The organism is Halorubrum distributum JCM 10118 (genome assembly GCF_000337335.1).
Lineage (GTDB): Archaea > Halobacteriota > Halobacteria > Halobacteriales > Haloferacaceae > Halorubrum > Halorubrum distributum.
The window spans coordinates 12,832-34,057 of sequence record NZ_AOJN01000064.1; the positions used below are offsets into that span (position 1 = coordinate 12,832).

Below are 21,226 nucleotides of genomic sequence, written 5' to 3' on the forward strand. Positions count from 1 at the left end.
TCAGTTCACCCCCTCCCCGGCGGGCGATTCGTCGCCCCCGCCGCCGTCGCGCGAGAAGTCGAACTCGGTCCCCCCGCCGTCGGTTCCCCCGTCGGAGACCGCGGTAGCGGCGTTGTTGCCGCCGCCCGCGGCGTCCCGGTCGGTTCCGCCGCTCGCGGCGCCGAGGTCGTCCTCGGCCGCGAACTCGAAGTCGTCGACCGCGTCGCGCAGCGCGAGCGCACGGTCGGAGAGCGACCCGGCCGCGGTCTCGACCGCCCCGAGGGTCTGCTCCTGTTCGTCGACCGCCCCGGTGACGTCGCCGGCCGCGCTGGCCGTCTGCGCGCTGATCGCGGAGACGTCCTCGACGTGGCCGACGACTGCGTCGACGGAGTCCGCCTGCGTCTCGGTCGCTCGGGTGATCTCGGTCATGCTCGTGTCGGTCCGTTCGGAGGCCTCCGCGAGGCGTTCGAGGGCGTCGATCGACGTCTCGACCGTGTCGACGCCGGCGGAGATCCGCTGTTCGGTGCGCGCCATCGCGTCGGCGCCCGTCTCCGCGCGCTCCTGGACGGAGTGGATCCGGGCTTCGATCTCGCCCGCCGATTCCTGGGTCTCCTCCGCCAGCGCCTTCACCTCCTCGGCGACGACCGCGAAGCCGGCGCCCTCGGCGCCGGAGCGGGCCGCCTCGATGGAGGCGTTCAGCGCGAGCAGGTTCGTCTGCTCGGCGATCTCCGAGATGGTGTCGACGACCTCGCCGATCTCCTCGACCTCCTCGGCGAGCGCCTCGACCTCCGCGGTCGTCTCCGCCGTCGTCTCCTCGACCGCGTCCATCTCGGCGAGCGCCTCCTCGGCGGCCTCGCGGCCCTCCTCGCCGACCTCGGCGGCGTGTTCCGCGGTCTCCGCCACGTCGGTGACCGTGGAGGCGACCTCCTCGGCCGACGACGCGAGGTTCTCGGCCTCGTCGGTCGCCGCCTGGAGGTCGTCGCGCTGGGTGCGCGCGCCCTCGGCGATCTCCGAGACCGCCTCGCTCACGGTCCCGGTCGTCGCCCGCAGGTCCTCCGTGCGGTCGTCGACGGTCCCGGCCACGTCGGCGGTGTCCTCGGCGACGGTCGCGACGGACGCGACCGTCTCCTCCAGCTCGTCGGCCATCTCGTTGAACGCGACGCCGACGCGCGCCATCGCCTCGTTGTCGGCGTCGGAGTCGACCCGCTGGGTCAGGTCGCCGTCTGCGAGCGCCCGCATCGCCGACTCGTACTCGGTCGCCTTCCGCTCGACCGTCTCGGCGCGCGCGTCGGCCTCCCGCCGCGCCTGCTCCGCCTCCTCGCGAGCCGCTTTCGCGTCGGAGATCTCCGAGCGCAGCGAGCCGCGCATCTCGTCGAACGCCCGGAACAGCCGCCCGATCTCGTCGGTTCGGCCCGTGTCCAGTCGCACGTCGAGGTCCCCCTCGGCCATCCGCTCGGCCTTGGCCGTGAGCTGTCGCAGGGAGATGACCGTGTTCGATCCGATGGTGACGCCGATGAGCGCGAGCCCGATCACCGTCAACAGCGTCATCCCGACGAGCCCGGAGCGTACCGCCGCGCCTGCGGCCCCGGCCTCCTCCGCGCGGAGGTAGACGATGACACCGTATGAAACTGAAACCCCCATGACCCCGATCAAAGACAGCGCGAGCTTCGCGCCGTAACTCGACCGGACGCCGGAGGACGATCCCGCTTGCATGTGTACTGGATCGCACGGATCGTATCGGGATAATAACTGCTCCCCGAATATTACCAGTGATAACTGCGTTCGGCGCTGCGTCCGTTTAGCCCGCGGTTGGCGACCGAATCGGTCCGGGGGACCGACCTCGCCTCACCCGAGGAGGTACCGCGTCCACGGGTACCGCTCCACGAGGGGCCGGCCGCCGACCTCGTACTCCTCGACGACCGAGTCGAGCCCGAGGATCCGCCCGGCGCCGAAGGCGGCGACCGAGAGGAACACGAGCATGTACGCGAAGTCGCCGTTGATGTAGCCGTGCGAGATGTCCCAGTTGCCGAGATAGAAGAGGAGCATCATGAACGCGCCCCAGAACGCGGCGAGCCGCGTGAGGAGTCCGACGATCACGCCGAGCCCGATGAGCACCTCGCCCCACGGCACCGCGACGTTCACGAAGTCGACGAACAGCGCGTTCTCGCCCATCGCGGCGAACAGGCCGGCAGCCGGGCTGCCGTTCGCGGCGGGCGCGTTCTGGAGGTACCCGACGGCGCTGAAATCGCCGCCGAGGACCTTACTGAGGCCGCTCTGGAAGAACGCGAGACCGATCATCAGCCGCAACGCGAGGATGAACCAGACGCTGAGCGTGTGGAGCTTTCCCTCGACCGAAACGCTGCCGATCGTGCTTCGGAGCGCGACTTCTTTCGTTGACATACGTCACCCGACTCTCGGAGGTGTCTTAAGTAGAACGGCGGATTCTCGGGCGGCGTGACCCGTTCGAGGTCGCTCCCGCGATCTGTTCGAGGCCTGTCTCGCGGTTCGGGGACCGGTACGTTGAGGGCGTCGCCGTCCGCACGCGACCACATGGCGAGCACCTTCGACCGACTCGGGTACGGGACGTACAAGCTGGCGGACGGCGAGGAGTGCGCGGCCGGCGTCGCGCACGCGATCGAGACCGGCTACCGCCACGTCGACACCGCGCAGGGGTACGACAACGAGGCCTCGGTCGGCGACGGGATCGACCGCAGCGACGTCGACCGCGAGGACCTGTTCGTCGCGACGAAGCTCTCGACGGACAACCTCTCGTACGACGACGCCGTCGAGACCGCGCGCGCCAGCCGCGACCGGCTCGGCGTCGACTCGATCGACCTGCTGTACGTCCACTGGCCGATCAACAGCTACGACCCCGAAGAGACGCTGCCCGCGCTCGACGACCTCGTCGACGACGGCGTGATCGACCGGATCGGGCTCTCGAACTTCCGGCCAGACCAGCTCGACGAGGCGATCGCTCGACTCGACCACGACGTGTTCGCCCACCAGGTGGAGTGTCACCCCCTGCTTCAACAGGAGCGGCTCCGCGAGTACGCCGTCGAGGACGGCCACTGGCTCGTCGCCTACTCGCCGATCGCGCGCAACCGCGTCGCCGACGTCGACGTGCTTCAAGAGATCGCGGCGAGCCGCGACGCGACCCCCGCGCAGGTGAGCCTCGCGTGGCTGCTCTCGAAGGAGCGCGTCGCGCCGATCCCGAAGGCGGCCGACTTCGGGCACGTCGGGGAGAACTGGGCCGCCCGCGAGCTCGACCTGACGGACGACCAGATCGCCCGGATCGACGCCTTGGACCGCGACGAGCGGATCGTCGACTTCGAGGAGGCGTCGTGGAACCGAGGGTGATCTCCGGAGCGCTCAATACCCGTACTGTGGCCTCATAGTCGGTTTAACGGGCCTCCCGATCGAACGGTCGACCGTGTCGGACCCGAACCCCCAGACGGACGTGCGTCCCGACCCCGAGAGCGAGTCAGGCCCCCGCGACCGCCCGGCCCTCCTCGCCGCCACGCCCGACGTCGAGGCCGTGTCCGACTGGCTCCGGACGCTCGCCGCCCTCGCGGGCCTCCTCGGTCTCCTCCTGACGCTGATCGCGGTGGAACTGCTGGTCCGGATCTGAGCCCGTCCGCCGCCGAACCGAAACTGAACGCGAAATCCGCCCGATCCGGCGATGGACCCGTCCTCACCGGCGGTTTCACTTCCGCTTTCGGGCGCGTTTTTAAAAGGTGCGGGCACGACGTGTCCGGTATGGGCCAGTCCACGTTCGACGACGACGACCTGTTCGGCGAGGCGGCCGAGGAGACCCGCGCGGAGGTCGAAGAGCACCTCGCGGCGGCGCGCGACCAGCTCCCCGACCCCGACGCGGTGTGGGAGACGGACGCGGACAACGTCCTCGGCGCGCTCAACGGGCTGAAGTCCGCCCTCGACGCCGGCGACGCGGTCGACAGCGTCCGCTCGGCGAAGAAGGCGTACGTCCTCGGCGAGCGCGCCGACGCCTTCGAGGACGCCGACGATTTAAAAGCGGAGATCGAGGAGCTGGAGTCGCTCGTCGGCGACATCGAGGACGCCGCCGAGGAGGTGGCCTCCCTCACCGGCACCGTCCCCGCGATCCGCGGGGCGCTTCAGGACGCGGCGGACGACGACGAAGCGGAGGAAGACGAGGAGTAGCTCCCGCGCCGTGCTTTTTTAAGCGGCGTCGCGGTCGACGACGGCCGCCGACAGCTCCGCGAGCGCCGCGCTCGCGCGGTCGAGCAGCTCCGTGCCGCGCTCGGCGTCGCCCGCACGCGGGTCGCCGACGACGCCGTTGTCGGTGAACTCGTCCGAATCGTGCGCGAGGTTCACGCCGGACACCCACTCCCCCCACCGGTCGGCGGCGCCAGCGCTCGCCGCTTCGACCCGCTCCTCGCGGACGAGGTCGGGGTTCGTCGCGCGAAGCAGCGCGGTCTCCAGCGGGCCGGCGTGGCCCATGTCGCTCGCGTGGTCGCCGACCGCCTCGAACCAGGTGAACGCGACGCCGTACCCCGCGTGGGCGTCGTCCCGCGAGAACCGGCGGGCGACCTCCGCGAGCGCTTCGACGTTCCCGCCGTGGCCGTTGACGAACACGACGCGGTCGACCCCGTGGGAGACCAGCGACTCGGCGGCCTCGCGGACGTAGGCGCGGAACGTCTCCGGCGACACCCACATCGTCCCGTCGAACGCGCGGTGTTCCTCGGCGACGCCGACGGGGACCGGCGGCGCGACCGCGACTTCCCCGCGGCCCGCTCCCGGCCCGCCACTCGACTCCTCGTAGGCGTCGGCGGCCGCCTCCGCGACCGCGACGGCGTTCAGCGCGTCGGTGCCGAGCGGGGCGTGCGGCCCGTGCTGTTCCGTGCTCCCGACCGGGAGAAACGCGACGTCGACCTCGGCGTCGCGCACGTCGGTCCACGTGACCTCGCTGAGGCGCATACCGGGTCCTCGACGCGCGGCGTCGTATAGGCGGCGGTCACCGGCGACGCCGTGGCCGTTCGGCGCTCGCGTCGGTCACCGTCGAGCGAACGCTCCCGGGGTATTATGCCCCTCCCCGTGGATCGCGACCGCATGAGCGGTGACAACGCGGATCACGACCCGGAGGCGCACGGTTCGGCTCCCGCCGTGACGTTCGGCCCGCTGAAGCGGGCGCTCCGCGAACACCGCTACCCGGTCACGGCGGCGGAGCTGATAGAACAGTACGGCGCGGCGACACTGGAGACTCCGACGGGGACGGCGCGGCTCGACGGCCTGCTCGAAGGGAGCGAAGAGGCGCAGTACCGGAATCCGTCTGAGGTCCGAGAGGCGGTCCTCGACGCGCTCGGGTACACCGACGCGTCTCCGGAGGCGCCCGCGGACGAGTGGACCGAACTCCCGCGGTGACGCTCGGGCGCTCCTGAATCGTCCCGCCCGGTCGACCGCGGTCGCGGTCAGTCGTCGTCGCTCTCGGCGTCCTCGACGATCCGGGCGGTGCGCTCCTGCGCGCGGTCGATGAACTCCTGTGGCAGCTCGTCGATCTCGCCGGCCTGAACGCCCCAGAGGTGCGCGTACAGCCCGTCGTTGTCGAGCAGCTCGTCGTGGGTGCCGCGCTCGGCGATCTTCCCGCCCTCCAGCACGAGGATCGTGTCCGCGTCCTTGATCGTCGAGAGCCGGTGGGCGATCGCGAACGTCGTCCGTTCCTCCGTGAGCCGGTCGAGCGAGCGCTGGATCAGCATCTCCGTCTCCGTGTCGACGTCGGAGGTCGCCTCGTCGAGGATGAGGATGTCCGGGTCGGTCAGCACGGCGCGCGCGATGGTGATCCGCTGGCGCTGACCGCCGGAGAGCTTCACGCCGCGCTCGCCGACCATCGTGTCGTAGCCGTCGGGGAGGTTCTGGATGAAGTCGTGGGCCTCGGCGGCCTCGGCTGCCTCGCGGACCTCCTCGTCGGTCGCGTCGAAGGTGCCGTAGGTGATGTTCTCGCGGACGGTGCCGTAGAACAGGTACGACGACTGCCCGACGTAGCCGATCGAGCGGCGCAGCGACCGCAGCGTCACGTCGCCGACGTTCTGGTCGTCGATCCGAATTTCCCCGTCGTCGACGTCGTACATCCGGAGGAGGAGCTTGAGGACGGTCGACTTACCGGCGCCGGTGGGACCGACGAGGGCGAGCGTCTCGCCGCCCTCGACCTCGAAGTCGATGTCCTCGACGATGGTCTCGTCGTCGTAGCCGAAGGAGACGTCGTCGTACACCACGTGTCCCTCGTCGACGGCGAGCTCCTCGGCGTCGCGGTCCTCCGCCAGCTTCGAGGGCTCGTCCATCAGCCCGAAGATCCGCGCGGAGGAGGCGCGGGCGCGCTGGTACATGTTGATGATCTGCCCGAACTGCGCCATCGGCCAGATGAACCGCTGCGTGTAGAGGATGAACACGACGAACATCCCCTCGGAGAGCTCGCCGGTGAACGGTCCGGGCGGCCCCTGGAACACCCAGAGCCCGCCGACGATGAACGTGAGCACGAAGCCGATGCCGGCGAGGACGCGGAGCGCGGGGAAGAACTTGATCCGCGTCTCGATGGCGTCCCAGTTCGCGTCGAAGTAGTCGAAGGAGACGTCGTCGACGCGGTCGGACTCGTAAGACTCGGTGTTGGCGGCCTTGATCACCTGGATGCCGCCGAGGTTGTTCTCCAGCCGGGAGTTCATCTTGCCCACCGTCGACCGCACCTCGGCGTACTTCGGCTGAATGATCTTGATGAACAGGTAGGTGAACCCGGCGATGACGGGGACGGGAAGCAGCGCGACCAAGGCGAGCTGCCAGTTGATCCAGAAGAGGAGGACGCCGATCCCGACCACCATCACGGAGAGGCGGAACACGGAGTTCATCCCGTCGTTGAGGAACCGCTCCAAGCGGTTCACGTCGTTCGAGAGGATGGACATCATCTCCCCGGTCTGCTTGTCCGAGAAGAAGTCCATGTTGAGCCGCTGCATCTGGTCGTACGTGTCGGTCCGGACGTCGTGCTGGATGTTCTGTGCGAACGCGTTGAACCCCCAGTTGCGGACCCAGTGGAACCCGGCGCCGAAGGCGAACGCCCCGGCCAGCACCGCGATCGTGAACCAGAACTGCGCCGCCTGTTCCGTCGGGAGCCACGCGTCCGGCAGCAACACGAGCGGGATCTGCTCGTCGAACGCGGCCTCGCCGCGGAAGATCGCGTCGAGGGCGATCCCGAGCATCAGCGGGGGAAGCAGATCGAGCAGCCGCGCGAAGACGCTCGCGAGGATCCCCACCGTCACCTGCGGGACGTAGTCGCGGCCGTACTCGACGAACAGCCGCTTCATCGGATTCTCGATCTTGTCCCGCTGCTCCTCGAAGGGATCGTCTTCCTCCCATTCGACGCCACTCATCACAAAATCGTATCAGGTAGGGCGGCAAATAGGTTTCCTTCGAACCGAAATACATCGGCAGAAAACGCCGGTAACGAGCGGTCGATCGGGTGATATCGACCTCGAGAACGCGTTCGACGGCGGGGCGGCTCCGGTCGGGTCGGGGTAAGATCGGCGCGCGCGGGCATCGGTCCGGCGACTGCCCGTCGGCCTCACCTCTCGCGGCCCCGAGGCGGTCAGAGTTCGCGGCGCTCGACCTCGGTGTCGATCCCGGCCTCGTCGAGGTCCTCCCGGACGCGCCGCCGGAGCGGCTCCGGGACGCCGTCGCGCGGGACCGGCGCGGCCGTTCCGCCCTCGTCGTCGTCGGTCGGGACGGCCCAGTAGAGCACGCGGCCCGTCTCGGCGTAGAACTCCACCGCGTATCGGTCGCTACCCCCCTCGTAGTGGACGCGGGCGGCCGCGCCCTCCGCGCGCCACCCCTCCTGTTTGACCAAGGCGGCGATCGGATCTCGCATGCTCGCCCTCGGGCGGCCGGACTCATGTGGGTGTCGGCCGGCGCTCCGCGAGGCCGAGCCGACCGCCGCTCTCCCGCATCGACACCGGTTTACAACCGCCGCCCCGACGACTCGGCATGTCTCTTCGCGTCACCTTCCTCGGGACGGGCGGCGCCGTCCCGACCGTCGAGCGCGCGGCGAGCGCCGTCTTCGTCAACCGCGAGGGCGACCGCTTCCTCTTCGACTGCGGCGAGGGCACCCAGCGCGAGATGATGCGCGCCGGCACCGGGTTCGCCGTCGACCGCGTGTTCGTCTCCCACCTCCACGGCGACCACGTCCTCGGCATCCCCGGCCTCGTCCAGACGCTCGGGTTCAACGACCGCACCGACCCGCTGACGGTCCACTGCCCGCTGGGGACCGACGACCACCTTCACGACCTCGTCCACGCGGTCGGCCACGACCCGGCGTTCCCGGTCCGGATCGAGCCGGTCGCCCCCGGCGAGGTCGCCTACGAGACCGACGAGTACGAGGTCCGCGCGTTCGAGACGGAACACCGGACCGTCTCGCAGGGGTACGTCTTGGAAGAGGACGACCGCCCCGGCCGGTTCGACCGCCCGAAGGCGGAGGCGCTCGGCGTCCCCGTCGGCCCGAAGTTCGGGCGCCTCCACGAGGGCGAGTCCGTCGAGGCCGAGGACGGGACGGTCGTCGAGCCCGAGCAAGTCGTCGGCCCGCCCCGCCCGGGCCGCAAGTTGGTGTACACCGCGGACACGCGCCCGCGAGAAGCGACCGTCGAAGCGGCCAAGGACGCCGATCTGCTCATCCACGACGCCACTTTCGCCGACGACATGGCCGACCGCGCCCGCGACACGGCCCACTCCACCGGCCGCGAGGCGGGGTCGATCGCCGACCGTGCGGACGCGAAGCGGCTCGCCTTGGTCCACATCTCCTCGCGCTACGCGGCCGACGCGCGACCGATCCGCCGCGACGCCCGCGAGGCCTTCGACGGCGAGTGTATCCTCCCCGACGACGGCGACCTGATCGAGGTGCCGTTCCCCGACGCGGACGACTGACACGGCGGGTCCGCATGAACGAATCGACGTTCGACGAACGATCCCGTAGCCGAGACCACCGAAGCCCCAGCCGCTCGGCTGTACGTAACTAGTTCTCGAACAGCGGAGAACGCCTCCAAAGCCCCAGCCGCGAGGCCGCAGTACGCTCGTTGCGCTCCTCGCTCGCGCTGCTCGCTGCGGTGCTTATGTCGCCTACTGCGGCCTCGCGGCTGCCCCTTTGAGTCCCGCCCCGCACCGCTTCGCACCACTGCCTCACTCCTCCCCAGCCTCGCGGTTCGCGCTCTGCGAGCGCTCACCGCGTCCCTCGCGCGTGCGACTCGCGCCCTACTGGGCGCTCGTCGGCACGCGCCACCGCTCCGCTTCGTCACCTCCGTCGGATCTCCACCTGTGTGACTCCGGCCCGTGTGATCGTTCCACTCGAAACGAAGCCCGCGCACGGCTGACGGGCGTCTGACGCGAGCGAGGTCGTCCCGTCGGCCGATCTCCGCGGATCGAAAGAACACCGCGTAGCGGCCCTCAAGCGGGCGTTTCGTTTCACTTTCACCACGGTCACGTACATTTTAATACCATCTGGAACCAACCGTCGTACGCCTCCCACTGAAAACAAGACCGGAGGCGGAGACACCCCATGAGCGAACTGCGACAGGAAGCGGAAGCGATAGCGGAACAGTTCTCGGACCACACCGACGTCGACCCCGACGACGTCGAGGAGCGGCTGACGACGCTCGTCGACGAGTACCGCGTACCGCTCGACGAGGCGAGCCGGAGCGTCACCAACAGCTACCTCGAAGACGCCGGCATGGAGCGCGACGAGCTCGGCCGCGGCGGCAGCGAGGAGGTCCTCGTCAACGACATCGACGAGGACGAGCAGTGGGTCGACCTGCGCGTGAAGCTGGTCGACCTCTGGGAGCCCCGGAGCGACTCCATCTCGCAGGTCGGCCTCCTCGGCGACGAGTCGGGCACGATCAAGTTCGTCGCCTTCGAGACCTCCGACCTCCCCGAGCTGACGGAGGGGCAGGCGTACGAGCTCTCGAACGTCGTCACCGACGAGTACGAGGGGAGCTACTCGGTGAAGCTCAACCGGACGACCGGTATCACCGAGATCGACGAGGAGATCGAGGTCGGCGACAACGCCGACACCGTCGAGGGCGCCCTCGTGGACATCCAGTCCGGCTCCGGGCTTATCAAGCGCTGCCCCGAGGAGGACTGTACGCGCGTCCTCCAGAACGGGCGCTGCTCGGAACACGGCCAGGTCGAGGGCGAGTTCGACCTCCGGATCAAGGGCGTCCTCGACGACGGCGAGACCGTCACCGAGGTCATCTTCGACCGCGAGGCCACCGAGGAGCTCACCGGCATGACCCTCGAAGCGGCCAAGGACATGGCGATGGACGCGCTCGACACCACCGTCGTCGCCGAGGAGATGGGCGAGGACGTGCTCGGGCGCTACTACCGCGTCACCGGCCCGACGTTCGGCCGGTACGTCCTGGTCGACGAGATGGACGAGCCCGGGAGAGTCGACGTTGAAAGCGCGCTGATCGAAGCGAGGTCGATTTGAAATGAGCCAGTCAGCCCCCACCCGAGAGGTCGCCCGGCGCGTGTTCGCGAGCGAGTTCAACGACGCCGGCTACACGTTCACCGAGTCCGACGACGAGCGCGCCCCCGTCTACGCGCTGTTACCGACTGGCGAGTCCTCGAACCGCGTGTTCTTCGTCGGCACTCTCACGGAGAAGGAGGACGTCGGCGAGGACAGCGAGTACTGGCGCGGCCGCATCGTCGACCCGACGGGCACGTTCTTCGTGTACGCCGGCCAGTACCAGCCGGAAGCCGCTTCCAAACTCCGGGACTTGGAGCCCCCGGCCTACGTCGCAGTCGTGGGGAAGCCCCGGACCTACGAGACCGACGACGGCACGGTCCGGGTCTCCGTCCGCCCCGAGTCGATCACCGAGGTCGACGCCGCCACCCGCGACCGCTGGGTCGCGGAGACCGCTCGCCGCACCGTCGAGCGCGTCGCCGCGTTCGACGACGAGGGCAACGAGTACGCGCGGATGGCCCGCGAGGAGTACGACCTCGATCCCGAGACGTACAAGGCCGCCGCACTGTCGGCGCTGGAGGACCTCGACGAGAGCGGCGACGAGCTCGCGGGCGACGAGTCCGGGAGCGACGACGCCACGCTCGACGACGCCTCGGACGGGACCGACCCGGCCGGCACGCCGGAGCCCTGACGCGGCCGGCGGCTCGGCGTTCTGACGCGGTCGGCGCGCCGGAACGCTGACGCGCTAACCCCAGATTTTCGCGGGGTTCGGCGCGGCTCTGCCTCCGTACGCGATTTTCGCTCTTGCGATCGTCTGACAAACGCTTAAGTGATCCGCGGAACGAACGGTCCGATAATGGGCAACAAGAACAAGACGATCTCGTTCCGCGTCAACGAGGACGCGTTCGAGACCCTCCGCGACATCGCCGAGGAGCGAGACATCTCGCTGTCTGCGGTCTTCCGGGACTACGTGGACACGCTCGTTGCCCACGACGGTCAGGTCCGGGTTATCCCGGAGGCCGAACTGGACAGCATGGGCGACAGCGGGGAGTCGTTCCCCCCGAAGATCGAGGTCCCGAAGAGCTTCGTCCGCGAGCACGAGCGCCTGGAGCTCGAGGCCGAACACCTCCGCGAGCAGCTCGAAGAGCACAAGCGCTACGTCAACTACCTCCGCGAGCAGCTGGAGGACGGCGACGAGGAAGTCATCCAGCTGGAGGACCTCGACGGCGAGCCCGACGAGCCCTCGTTCCGCCTCGGATAACCCTTCGATCCGGGCGAGACCGCCCGTCCAACCGATTCTCTCGCGCCACTCGCGGTCGCCGAGCCGCGGCGCCGCGACGCCCGGCTCCCGCGCCGGACGACCGACCCCCGCGCGAAAACCTTCCTGTTCGTCCGTTACTGACCGACGAAACGCCCATCTTGGCGAAAATATTGCCGAACGAGTCGGAGTTTGTTCAGAAACGTCCGATTCTCCCCGAATCTGATGGACGGTCTCTCAGCGCGAAGCCGCTATTTCTGATTATACTAAATTATTTACGAAAACGATATTACCCGGGCGGTGGACGTATCTGACATGCGAAGGTGGGTTCGACCGTGACCGTGTTCGACAGGGCGTACGACGATACGGTTCGCGTCCTCGACGAGGACGGCGAGGTCGTCGGCGATCTCCCCGACCTCGACGACGAGTCGCTCGTCGAGATGTACAGGCACATGCGGCTGGCGCGCCACTTCGACGGCCGCGCGGTGAGCCTCCAGCGGCAGGGCCGGATGGGGACGTACCCCCCGCTCTCTGGACAGGAGGGCGCCCAGATCGGGTCGGCGTACGCGCTCGACGCGGACGACTGGATGGTCCCGTCGTACCGCGAGCACGGCGCCGCCCTGGTTCACGGGCTGCCGCTCAAACAGACGCTGCTCTACTGGATGGGCCACGAGGACGGGAACCGCGCGCCAGACGGCGTCAACGTCTTCCCGGTCGCCGTCCCCATCGCGTCGCAGGTCCCCCACGCGACGGGCGCCGCGTGGGCCTCGAAGCTCCGCGGCGAGAACGACGCGTTCATCTGCTACTTCGGCGACGGCGCGACGAGCGAGGGCGACTTCCACGAGGGGGTCAACTTCGCCGGCGTGTTCGACACGCCGACCGTCTTCTTCTGTAACAACAATCAGTGGGCGATCTCCGTCCCCCGCGAGCGCCAGACTCGGAGCGCGACGCTGGCGCAGAAGGCGGAGGCGTACGGCATCGACGGCGTCCAAGTCGACGGGATGGACCCGCTCGCGGTGTACAGCGTCACGGAAGCGGCCTTGGAGAAGGCGCGCGACCCCGAGACGGACCGGCCGCGGCCGACGCTCATCGAGGCGGTCCAGTACCGCTTCGGCGCGCACACGACCGCCGACGACCCGACCGTCTACCGCGACGACGACGAGGTCGAAAGCTGGAAGCGCAAGGATCCGATCGACCGGCTGGAGTCGTACCTCCGCGGCGAGGGCGTCCTCGACGACGAGCGCGTCGCGGAGATCGAGTCGTCGGTCGAGGCGCAGGTCGCGGACGCGATCGACGCGGCGGAGTCGATGGCGCGGCCCGACCCGCGCGAGCTGTTCGAGCACGCCTACGCGGAGCTTCCGCCGGAACTGGAGCGGCAGTACGAGGAGTTCGCCGCGCTGCACGACGAGCGCGGCGACGCGGCGTTCCTGGAGGATTGAATGACCGAGACACAGAACCTCACGCTGGTACAGGCGATACGAGACGGATTACACACCGAACTGCGCGAGGACGACGACGTCGTCGTGATGGGCCAGGACGTCGGCAAGAACGGCGGTGTCTTCCGCGCCACCGAGGGCCTCTTCGACGAGTTCGGCGGCGACCGGGTGATCGACACCCCGCTCGCCGAGTCGGGCATCGTCGGCACCGCCGTCGGGATGGCCGCGATGGGGATGCGACCGGTCCCGGAGATCCAGTTCTCCGGGTTCATGTACCCCGGCTTCGACCAGATCGTCTCGCACATGGCGCGGTTCCGCACCCGGAGCCGCGGGCGGTTCACGCTCCCGATGACGCTGCGAGCCCCCTACGGCGGCGGCATCCGCGCACCGGAACACCACTCCGAGTCGAAGGAGGCGTTCTACGCCCACGAGGCGGGGCTGAAGGTCGTCATCCCTTCGACCCCCTACGAGGCGAAGGGGCTGCTCGCGGCGTCGATCCGCGACCCCGACCCGGTGATCTTCCTCGAACCGAAGCTGATCTACCGGGCGTTCCGCGAGGAGGTGCCCGAGGAGCCGTACACGGTCCCCATCGGCGAGGCGGCCACGCGCCGCGAGGGCGACGACGTCGCGGTGTTCACCTACGGCGCCATGACCCGCCCCACGCTGGAGGCCGCCGAGACGCTCGGCGAGGAGGGGATCGAATGCGAGGTCGTCGACCTCCGGACGATATCGCCGCTGGATCGCGAGGCGATCGTCGAGGCGTTCGAGAAGACCGGCCGCGCGGTCGTCGTCCACGAAGCGCCGAAGACGGGCGGGCTCGCGGGCGAGATCACGGCGATCCTCCAGGAGGAGGCCCTCCTCTACCAGGAGGCGCCGATCGGCCGCGTCACCGGCTTCGACGTGCCGTACCCGCTGTACGCGCTGGAGGACTACTACCTCCCGTCCGCGGCGCGCATCGAGGACGGGATCTTGGAGGCGGTCGAATTTTAAGATGTCCGCCGGAGATACATCCATGAACATCGAGGGGCGACGCACGATCGTCGAGCATCGAGGCGCGATCGACGAGCGTCGACGCGCGACCGCCGAGGGGGTCGACACATGACCGTCAAGGAGTTCAAACTCCCCGACGTCGGGGAGGGCGTCGCGGAGGGCGAACTGGTCTCGTGGCTGGTCGCGCCCGGCGACCGCGTCGAGGAGGATCAGCCCGTCGCCGAGGTCGAGACCGACAAGGCGCTCGTCGAGGTGCCGTCGAGCTACGACGGGACCGTCGAGGAGCTGTTCGTCGAGGAAGGGGAGATGGTCCCCGTCGGCGACGTGATCATCTCCTTCCGCGTCGACGAGGACGGCGACGCGGGGGCGGCCGCCGCCGACGCGGGATCCGACGCCGAATCGGACTCCGATTCGGCCGCGGCCGACGAGCCCGAGCCGGAACCGGACGCGACCGCCGACGAGGGCGACGCGGAGCCCGCCGAACCCGACACGCCCTCCGGGCGCACCTTCGCGCCGCCGTCGGCCCGCCGGCTCGCCCGCGAACTCGGCGTCGACGTCGCGGCCGTCGAGGGGAGCGGTCCCGGCGGCCGCGTCAGCGAGGCCGACGTGCGGGCGCACGCCGAGGGCGGGGCCGCCGAGAGCGGCGGGAGCTCCGACGGCGACGCCCCGACGCCGCGGCCCGCGCCGACCGACACCGGATCGGGCGAGCGGAAGTCCGCGGTCAGCAAGCGCGGGGGCGATGAGTCGGCCGACTCCGCGGCGGCCGGGGGGAACGCCCCCGAGCCCGCGGGCCGCGAGACGACGCTCGCGACGCCCGCGACGCGGAAGGTCGCGCGCGACCGGGGCGTCGACATCGACGACGTGCCGACCGACGAGACTCGCGACGGCGAGGCGTTCGTCACGGCCGAGGCCGTGAACGCGTACGCGGACGCGCTGGAGTCGCCGGCCGAGCCGACCCCGGAGCCGGCCGACGTCGACGCGGGCGCCGGGGACGACCCGGCCGCTGCTAGCGACGCCGCGGACGCGGCCGCCGCCGCGTCGGGCGACGAGACCGTCCCCTACCGCGGCGTCCGGCGCACCATCGGCAAGCAGATGGAGCGGTCGAAGTTCACGGCGCCGCACGTCACCCACCACGACACCGCCGAGGTCGACTCGCTCGTGGACGCCCGCGCGGACCTGAAGCCGACGGCCGAGTCGGAGGGGGTGAAGCTCACCTACATGCCGTTCGTGATGAAGGCCATCGTCGCCGGGCTGAAGGAACACCCGTACCTCAACAGCGAGCTCCGCGAGGAGGACGAAGCGATCGTCCTGAAGAAGGACTACAACCTCGGGATCGCGGTCGCGACCGACGCCGGCCTCATGGTCCCCGTCGTCGACGACGTCGACGAGAAGGGGCTCTTCGAGCTGGCCGACGAGGTGAACGACCTGGCCGCTCGCGCCCGCGAGCGCAAGCTCAAGCCCGCCGAGATGAAGGGCGGCACCTTCACCATCACCAACTTCGGCGCCATCGGCGGCGAGTACGCCACGCCGATCATCAACTACCCCGAGACCGCGATCCTCGGCCTCGGCGCCATCGAGGAACGACCCGTCGTGCGCGAGGGCGCCGACGGAGCGAGCGAGGTCGTCCCGGCGCCGACGCTGCCGCTGTCGCTGTCGATCGACCACCGCGTCGTCGACGGCGCGATCGCGGCCCAGTTCGCAAACACCGTCATGGAACACTTAGAAAACCCCCTGCTGCTACTCAACGAATAATGGTCGTCGGAGACGTCACCACGGGAACGGAGGTACTGGTCATCGGCGCGGGGCCGGGCGGCTACGTCGCCGCCATCCGCGCCGCACAGGAGGGGCTCGACACGACCCTCGTCGAGAAGGACGCCTACGGGGGCGCCTGTCTCAACCGCGGCTGCATCCCCTCGAAGGCGCTGATCACGGGCAGCGGGCTCGCCCACGAGGCCGGCAACGCGGAGTTCATGGGCGTCCACGCGGACCCCGCCGTCGACATGGGGAAGATGGTCGAATGGAAGGACGGCGTCGTCGACCAGCTGACGGGCGGCGTCGAGAAGCTCTGCAAGGCGAACGGCGTGAACCTGATCGAGGGGACCGCCTCGTTCGTCGGCGAGGACACCGTCCGCGTCGCGCACGGCGGCGACGGGCAGGGCTCCGAGACGCTCTCGTTCGAACACGCGATCGTCGCGACCGGCTCGCGACCGATCCAGATCCCCGGCTTCGAGTTCGCCGAGGACCACGTCTGGAGCTCCGCCGACGCGCTCGACGCCGACACCGTCCCGGACCGGCTCGGGATCGTCGGCGGGGGCTACATCGGGATGGAGCTGGCGACGACGTACGCGAAGCTCGGCGCCGACGTGACGGTCGTCGAGATGCTCGACGACATCCTCGACCCGTACGAGGACGACGTGAAGCGGATCGTCCGCAACCGCGCCGAGGAGCTGGGCGTCGAGTTCCACTTCGGCGAGGGCGCGAGCGAGTGGTCGGAGGCGCCCGACGGCGGCTACCTGCTCCACACGGAGACGGAAGAGGGAGAGGAGTCGACGTACGGCGTCGACAAGGTCCTCGTCGCGGTCGGCCGCCAGCCGGTCACGGACGGGCTCGACCTGGAGGAGGCCGGGATCGAGACTGACGAGCGCGGGTTCATAGAAACTGACGACCGCACCCGGACCGCCGTCGAGCACGTTCACGCCGTCGGCGACGTGGCCGGCGACCCGATGCTCGCGCACGCGGCCTCGAAGGAGGGGATCGTCGCCGCCGAGGTGATCGCGGGCGAACCCGCCGCGATGGATCAGCAGGCGATCCCCGCGGCCGTCTTCACCGACCCCGAGATCGGCACGGTCGGGATGACCGAGGAGGAGGCCGCGGACGCCGGCTTCGACCCCGCGGTCGGCGAGATGCCGTTCAACGCCTCCGGGCGGGCGATGACGACCGGCCACACCGAGGGGTTCGTCCGGATCGTCGCCGACGAGGAGACCGGCTTCGTCCTCGGCGGACAGATCGTCGGCCCCGAGGCGTCGGAGCTGATCGCGGAGGTCGCGCTCGCGATCGAGATGGGCGCGACCCTGGAGGACGTGGCCGCCACCGTCCACACCCACCCGACGCTCGCGGAGGCCGTGATGGAGGCGGCCGAGAACGCGCGCGGACAGGCGATCCACACGCTGAACCGCTGACCGCGTTCGACACCACTGAACCGCTGACCGCGCTCGACACCGCTGAACCGCTGACCGCGCTTGACCCCTCCGTGTTTCCGTGCGGCCGCGGTCCTCGCCCGCCGAGGTCCCGCGACGAAGTGAACTGATGCGCCGCTGGATCCTCGAGTGTGACTCTCACTCATGACCGTCGAAGTGTCGAAACGGCTACTTATCGGGGCTGGTAGCAGACGCTTACCGCGCGGTAAACCCATCGGAGCGCCGCTGCGACCCCTGTCAGCGACTTCGAAGATCTACGAAAAGAACTTCATTATTTCGATAGAAACTCTCTGTTATAACGATGATTCCCTCTCCGACTTAGACAATATTATCAGCGAAGAGGGCCGATCATTTCTTGATGGCTAGTAACACCCAAGAGTGGTGGCCGGATCAGTTGGATCTGGAGCTGCTCGATCAGAACTCCGCGAACATCGGCCCCTACGACGAGGGGTTCGATTACGCGGCGGCGTTCGAGGAACTCGACCTCGAGGCGGTCAAATCCGACCTCGAAGACGTGATGACCGACTCGAAGGAGTGGTGGCCGGCCGACTACGGGCACTACGGCCCGCTGTTCATCCGGATGGCGTGGCACAGCGCCGGCACGTACCGCTCGCTCGACGGGCGCGGCGGCGCCGCCGGCGGACACCAGCGGCTCCCGCCGATCAGCAGCTGGCCCGACAACGTGAACCTCGACAAGGCCCGGCGGCTGCTGGAGCCGGTCAAGACGAAGTACGGCGAGAAGCTCTCGTGGGCGGACCTCATCGTGCTCGCCGGCAACGTCGCGCTGGAGTCGATGGGCTTCGAGACGTTCGGCTTCGCGGGCGGCCGCGAGGACGACTTCCGGGGCGACGACGCCGTCGACTGGGGCCCCGAAAGCGAGTTCGAGACGACCTCCCCCGACCGCTTCGACGAGGACGGCGACCTGAAGGCGCCGCTCGGCAACACCGTGATGGGCCTCATCTACGTCAACCCCGAGGGGCCGAACGGCGAGCCTGACCTCGAGGGCTCCGCGAAGAACATCCGCCAGTCGTTCAGCCGGATGGCGATGAACGACAAGGAGACCGTCGCGCTCATCGCCGGCGGCCACACGTTCGGGAAGGTCCACGGCGCCGACGACGGAGACAACCTCGGCCCGGAGCCCGAGGACGCCCCCATCGACCTCCAGGGTCTCGGCTGGGACAACGAGTTCGGCGAGGGGATGGGCCCCGACACCATCACCAGCGGCATCGAGGGGCCGTGGAACGCCACCCCGACCGTCTGGGACCTGAGCTACGTCAACAACCTGCTCAGCTACGAGTGGGAGCCGGAGAAGGGCCCCGGCGGCGCGTGGCAGTGGACCACGAAGAACGACGAGCTCGACGACGCCGCGCCCGGCGTCGCGGACGCCTCCGACAAGGAGGACGTGATGATGCTCACGACGGACGTGGCCCTGAAACACGACGACGACTTCCGGGCCGTCCTCGAGGAGTTCCGCGACGACCCCGACGAGTTCCAGGAGACGTTCGCGAAGGCGTGGTACAAGCTCATCCACCGCGACATGGGCCCGCCGGAGCGGTTCCTCGGCCCCGAGGTCCCGGAGGAGACGATGATCTGGCAGGACCCGCTGCCGGAGGCCGACTACGAGACGATCGGCGACGCGGAGGTCGCGGCGCTCAAGGAGGCGCTCCTCGACTCCGGGCTGTCGACCGGCGAGCTCGTCAAGACCGCGTGGGCGGCGGCGTCCACCTACCGCGACAGCGACAAGCGCGGCGGCGCCAACGGCGCTCGCATCCGCCTCGAACCGCAGCGCAGCTGGGAGGCCAACGAGCCCGAGCGGCTCGCCGACGTCCTCTCGACGCTCGAAGACGTTCAGGCCGAGTTCAACGAGTCGCGCTCCGACGACGTCCGCGTCTCGCTCGCCGACCTCATCGTGCTGGGCGGCACCGCGGCCGTTGAGGAGGCCGCGGCCGACGCCGGCTACGACGTCGAGGTGCCGTTCGCGCCCGGCCGCGTCGACGCCGCCGCGGAGCAGACCGACGTCGACTCCTTCGAGGCGCTCAAGCCCGAGGCCGACGGCTTCCGTAACTACCTCGGCGACGCCGACGAGAACGTCGAGGACCTCATGGTCGACAAGGCGGACCTGCTGAACCTGACCGCCAGCGAGATGACCGTGCTGGCCGGCGGCCTGCGTGCGCTGGGCGCCACCTACGGCGACCGCACCGCGTTCACCGACGAGCCGGGGACGCTCACCAACGAGTTCTTCAACAACCTGCTCGACATGGAGTACGAGTGGGACGAGGTTACCGACGCCGAGGACGTCTACGAGGTCCGCGACCGCGAGACCGGCGAGGTCGCGTGGGAGGCGACCCGCGCCGACCTCATCTTCGGGTCGAACGCGCGGCTCCGCACCATCGCCGACGTGTACGCGAGCGACGAGGAGAAGTTCGTCGAGGACTTCGTCGCGACGTGGAGCGAGGTCATGAAGCTCGACCGCTTCGACCTCGACTAACGCGGTCGCTGCCCCGTCTGACAGGGGTCCGCGTTTCGACGGCTTCGGTACCCGGCCGTTCGGGCCGGGGACAACGGTCCGAAAGACGCCGCTTCGACGGGCACGTCTCTCTATATATCAGTCAGTACCGGTAGCCACTGCTACCGCCCGATAGGAGCCGCCACGGAGGAAAACGTATAAAGATAGTGACCTATTATAAAACTGTTTAATAGAATCTCGCCTCCGATACGGTGATGTCACAGGATTCGGGGCGTCAGGCGGACTCGGTATCACGCCGGAAGTACCTGCTCACCTCGGCCGCCGTCGGAGCGGTCGGCCTCGCCGGGTGTAGCGGCAACGGCGGCGACGACGACGACGGCGGCAGCGAGGAGAGCGGCAACACGATGAGCTCCGGGTCGTCGGGCCCGTCGACGGTGACCGCCGAGGGGTCGTCGACGGTGTACCCCATCTCGAACAAGGGGAGCTCCTACTGGAACTCGAACTCGCCGGCGAGCGACGGCGAGTACTGGGGGTCGAACGACGAGTCCTCGGTCGCCGGCTGGGACCAGATCGAGACCGACATGAACATCGCCGACTACTTCGCCAGCCTGTACGGCTTCGAACCGTCTGGCGAACGCTCGAACCCGCCGTTCGCGACCCGCGTCGCGCTGAGCCACTCGGGGACCGGCTGTGAGGCGGTTCGGGACGGACTCGTCGACATCGGGAATTCCTCCGGACCGATCACGGCGGAACTCGACATCAGCGAGGACGAGCGCGACGAGAACTACGTCGACCACGTCGTCGGCCGCGACGGGCAGCCGGTGTTCGTCAGTCAGGCGATCTACGACGCCGGCGTCGAACAGCTCACCGGCGACCAGATCCGCGGTATCTACCAGGGCGACATCACCAACTGGAGCGAGGTCGGCGGCCCGGACCAGGAGATCTACGTGGTCGGCCGCGCCGAGGGCTCCGGGACGGACACCTCGTTCCGGCTGAACATGCTCGGCGACGCCGACGCGCCGATGGACGTCGACACGCGCCTCGGGCAGAACCAGCAGGTCCAACAGGTCCTCCAAGACAACGACAACGCCATCGGCTACATGGCGCTGGCGTTCTCCGGGTCGGGGATCCAGGCGATCGCCATCGACTTCGAAGGCACCGTCTACCGCCCCGACCCCGACGCCGAGAACACCATCTTCGACTCCGAGTACCCGCTGAACCGGGACCTGCACATGTACACCCGGATCGACGAGGAGACGCCCGAGGGCACGGACAAGCGCGAGGCCGCGTTCCTCAACATGTTCCTGACCGAGTTCGGCCAGAAGACGTTCGTCGAGGACGTCAACTACATCACGCTGCCGACGTCGGACATCGAGGCCGAGCGCGAGAAGCTTCCCGACCAAGCGTAACGTTCGGCCGCGCGAACCGCGGTTCGCG

19 protein-coding genes are annotated in these 21,226 nt (G+C 69.2%); 14 read left to right on the plus strand and 5 right to left on the minus strand.

Annotation, left to right across the window (positions count from 1 at the left end; translation table 11 throughout):
* Positions 1 to 1,692: a methyl-accepting chemotaxis protein gene (locus tag C466_RS14590; RefSeq protein ID WP_004598624.1), complete on the minus strand. Its 1,692-nt coding sequence runs from the start codon at positions 1,690 to 1,692 to the stop codon at positions 1 to 3.
* Between the two features lie 132 nt (positions 1,693 to 1,824).
* Positions 1,825 to 2,379, minus strand: a complete 555-nt coding sequence (locus C466_RS14595; RefSeq protein WP_004598626.1) for a DoxX family protein — start codon at positions 2,377 to 2,379, stop codon at positions 1,825 to 1,827.
* A 150-nt stretch (positions 2,380 to 2,529) separates the two neighbouring features.
* On the opposite strand from C466_RS14595, the gene C466_RS14600 reads away from it, so the two are divergent.
* The 3 genes from C466_RS14600 (at position 2,530) to C466_RS14610 (ending at position 4,155) form a co-directional block, all read left to right on the plus strand.
* Positions 2,530 to 3,336, plus strand: coding sequence for an aldo/keto reductase (locus C466_RS14600; RefSeq protein WP_004598628.1), 807 nt, complete (start codon positions 2,530 to 2,532; stop codon positions 3,334 to 3,336).
* 73 nt (positions 3,337 to 3,409) lie between these two features.
* Positions 3,410 to 3,607 (plus strand): hypothetical protein, encoded by a 198-nt coding sequence (locus C466_RS14605; RefSeq protein ID WP_004598630.1) that lies wholly within the window; start codon positions 3,410 to 3,412, stop codon positions 3,605 to 3,607.
* Positions 3,608 to 3,735: 128 nt separating this feature from the next.
* The gene (locus C466_RS14610) at positions 3,736 to 4,155 is read left to right on the plus strand and encodes a DUF5790 family protein (protein ID WP_004598632.1); all 420 of its coding nucleotides are present in this window, start codon (positions 3,736 to 3,738) and stop codon (positions 4,153 to 4,155) included.
* Positions 4,156 to 4,173: 18 nt separating this feature from the next.
* On the opposite strand, the gene C466_RS14615 is transcribed toward C466_RS14610, so the two are convergent.
* Positions 4,174 to 4,932 (minus strand): creatininase family protein, encoded by a 759-nt coding sequence (locus tag C466_RS14615; RefSeq protein WP_004598634.1) that lies wholly within the window; start codon positions 4,930 to 4,932, stop codon positions 4,174 to 4,176.
* A gap of 105 nt (positions 4,933 to 5,037) precedes the next feature.
* Here C466_RS14615 and C466_RS14620 point away from each other — a divergent pair, with 105 nt between their 5' ends.
* On the plus strand, positions 5,038 to 5,376 hold the full coding sequence (locus C466_RS14620) for a DUF5789 family protein (RefSeq protein WP_004598635.1): 339 nt from the start codon (positions 5,038 to 5,040) through the stop codon (positions 5,374 to 5,376).
* Between the two features lie 47 nt (positions 5,377 to 5,423).
* Here the strand turns inward: C466_RS14620 and C466_RS14625 are convergent, their stop codons facing one another.
* Positions 5,424 to 7,367, minus strand: a complete 1,944-nt coding sequence (locus tag C466_RS14625; RefSeq protein WP_004598636.1) for an ABC transporter ATP-binding protein — start codon at positions 7,365 to 7,367, stop codon at positions 5,424 to 5,426.
* A gap of 215 nt (positions 7,368 to 7,582) precedes the next feature.
* On the minus strand, positions 7,583 to 7,861 hold the full coding sequence (locus C466_RS14630) for a DUF7538 family protein (RefSeq protein WP_004598637.1): 279 nt from the start codon (positions 7,859 to 7,861) through the stop codon (positions 7,583 to 7,585).
* 116 nt (positions 7,862 to 7,977) lie between these two features.
* On the opposite strand from C466_RS14630, the gene rnz reads away from it, so the two are divergent.
* From rnz to C466_RS14680, 10 genes are all read left to right on the plus strand, one after another.
* Positions 7,978 to 8,910, plus strand: coding sequence for a ribonuclease Z (gene rnz / locus C466_RS14635; RefSeq protein ID WP_004598638.1), 933 nt, complete (start codon positions 7,978 to 7,980; stop codon positions 8,908 to 8,910).
* A 628-nt stretch (positions 8,911 to 9,538) separates the two neighbouring features.
* Complete coding sequence (locus C466_RS14640) at positions 9,539 to 10,465, plus strand: replication factor A (protein ID WP_004598639.1); 927 nt, start codon at positions 9,539 to 9,541, stop codon at positions 10,463 to 10,465.
* Between the two features lies 1 nt (position 10,466).
* Positions 10,467 to 11,132: an RPA family protein gene (locus tag C466_RS14645; protein WP_004599859.1), complete on the plus strand. Its 666-nt coding sequence runs from the start codon at positions 10,467 to 10,469 to the stop codon at positions 11,130 to 11,132.
* Between the two features lie 165 nt (positions 11,133 to 11,297).
* The gene (locus tag C466_RS14650; RefSeq protein ID WP_004598641.1) at positions 11,298 to 11,702 is read left to right on the plus strand and encodes a hypothetical protein; all 405 of its coding nucleotides are present in this window, start codon (positions 11,298 to 11,300) and stop codon (positions 11,700 to 11,702) included.
* A gap of 332 nt (positions 11,703 to 12,034) precedes the next feature.
* A complete protein-coding gene (gene pdhA / locus C466_RS14655) occupies positions 12,035 to 13,138 on the plus strand; it encodes a pyruvate dehydrogenase (acetyl-transferring) E1 component subunit alpha (RefSeq protein ID WP_004598642.1) in 1,104 nt (367 codons plus the stop codon).
* The gene (locus C466_RS14660; protein WP_004598643.1) at positions 13,139 to 14,125 is read left to right on the plus strand and encodes an alpha-ketoacid dehydrogenase subunit beta; all 987 of its coding nucleotides are present in this window, start codon (positions 13,139 to 13,141) and stop codon (positions 14,123 to 14,125) included. It begins immediately after the preceding gene.
* Between the two features lie 108 nt (positions 14,126 to 14,233).
* A complete protein-coding gene (locus C466_RS14665; protein WP_004598644.1) occupies positions 14,234 to 15,877 on the plus strand; it encodes a 2-oxo acid dehydrogenase subunit E2 in 1,644 nt (547 codons plus the stop codon).
* Positions 15,877 to 17,304, plus strand: coding sequence for a dihydrolipoyl dehydrogenase (gene lpdA / locus C466_RS14670; RefSeq protein ID WP_004598645.1), 1,428 nt, complete (start codon positions 15,877 to 15,879; stop codon positions 17,302 to 17,304). Before C466_RS14665 ends, lpdA begins: the two co-directional genes overlap by 1 nt.
* A gap of 376 nt (positions 17,305 to 17,680) precedes the next feature.
* Entirely contained in the window at positions 17,681 to 19,810 is a 2,130-nt protein-coding gene (gene katG, locus C466_RS14675; protein ID WP_004598646.1) for a catalase/peroxidase HPI, read from the plus strand.
* Between the two features lie 233 nt (positions 19,811 to 20,043).
* The gene (locus C466_RS14680) at positions 20,044 to 21,198 is read left to right on the plus strand and encodes a substrate-binding domain-containing protein (protein WP_004598647.1); all 1,155 of its coding nucleotides are present in this window, start codon (positions 20,044 to 20,046) and stop codon (positions 21,196 to 21,198) included.
* Positions 21,199 to 21,226: the final 28 nt, after the last annotated feature.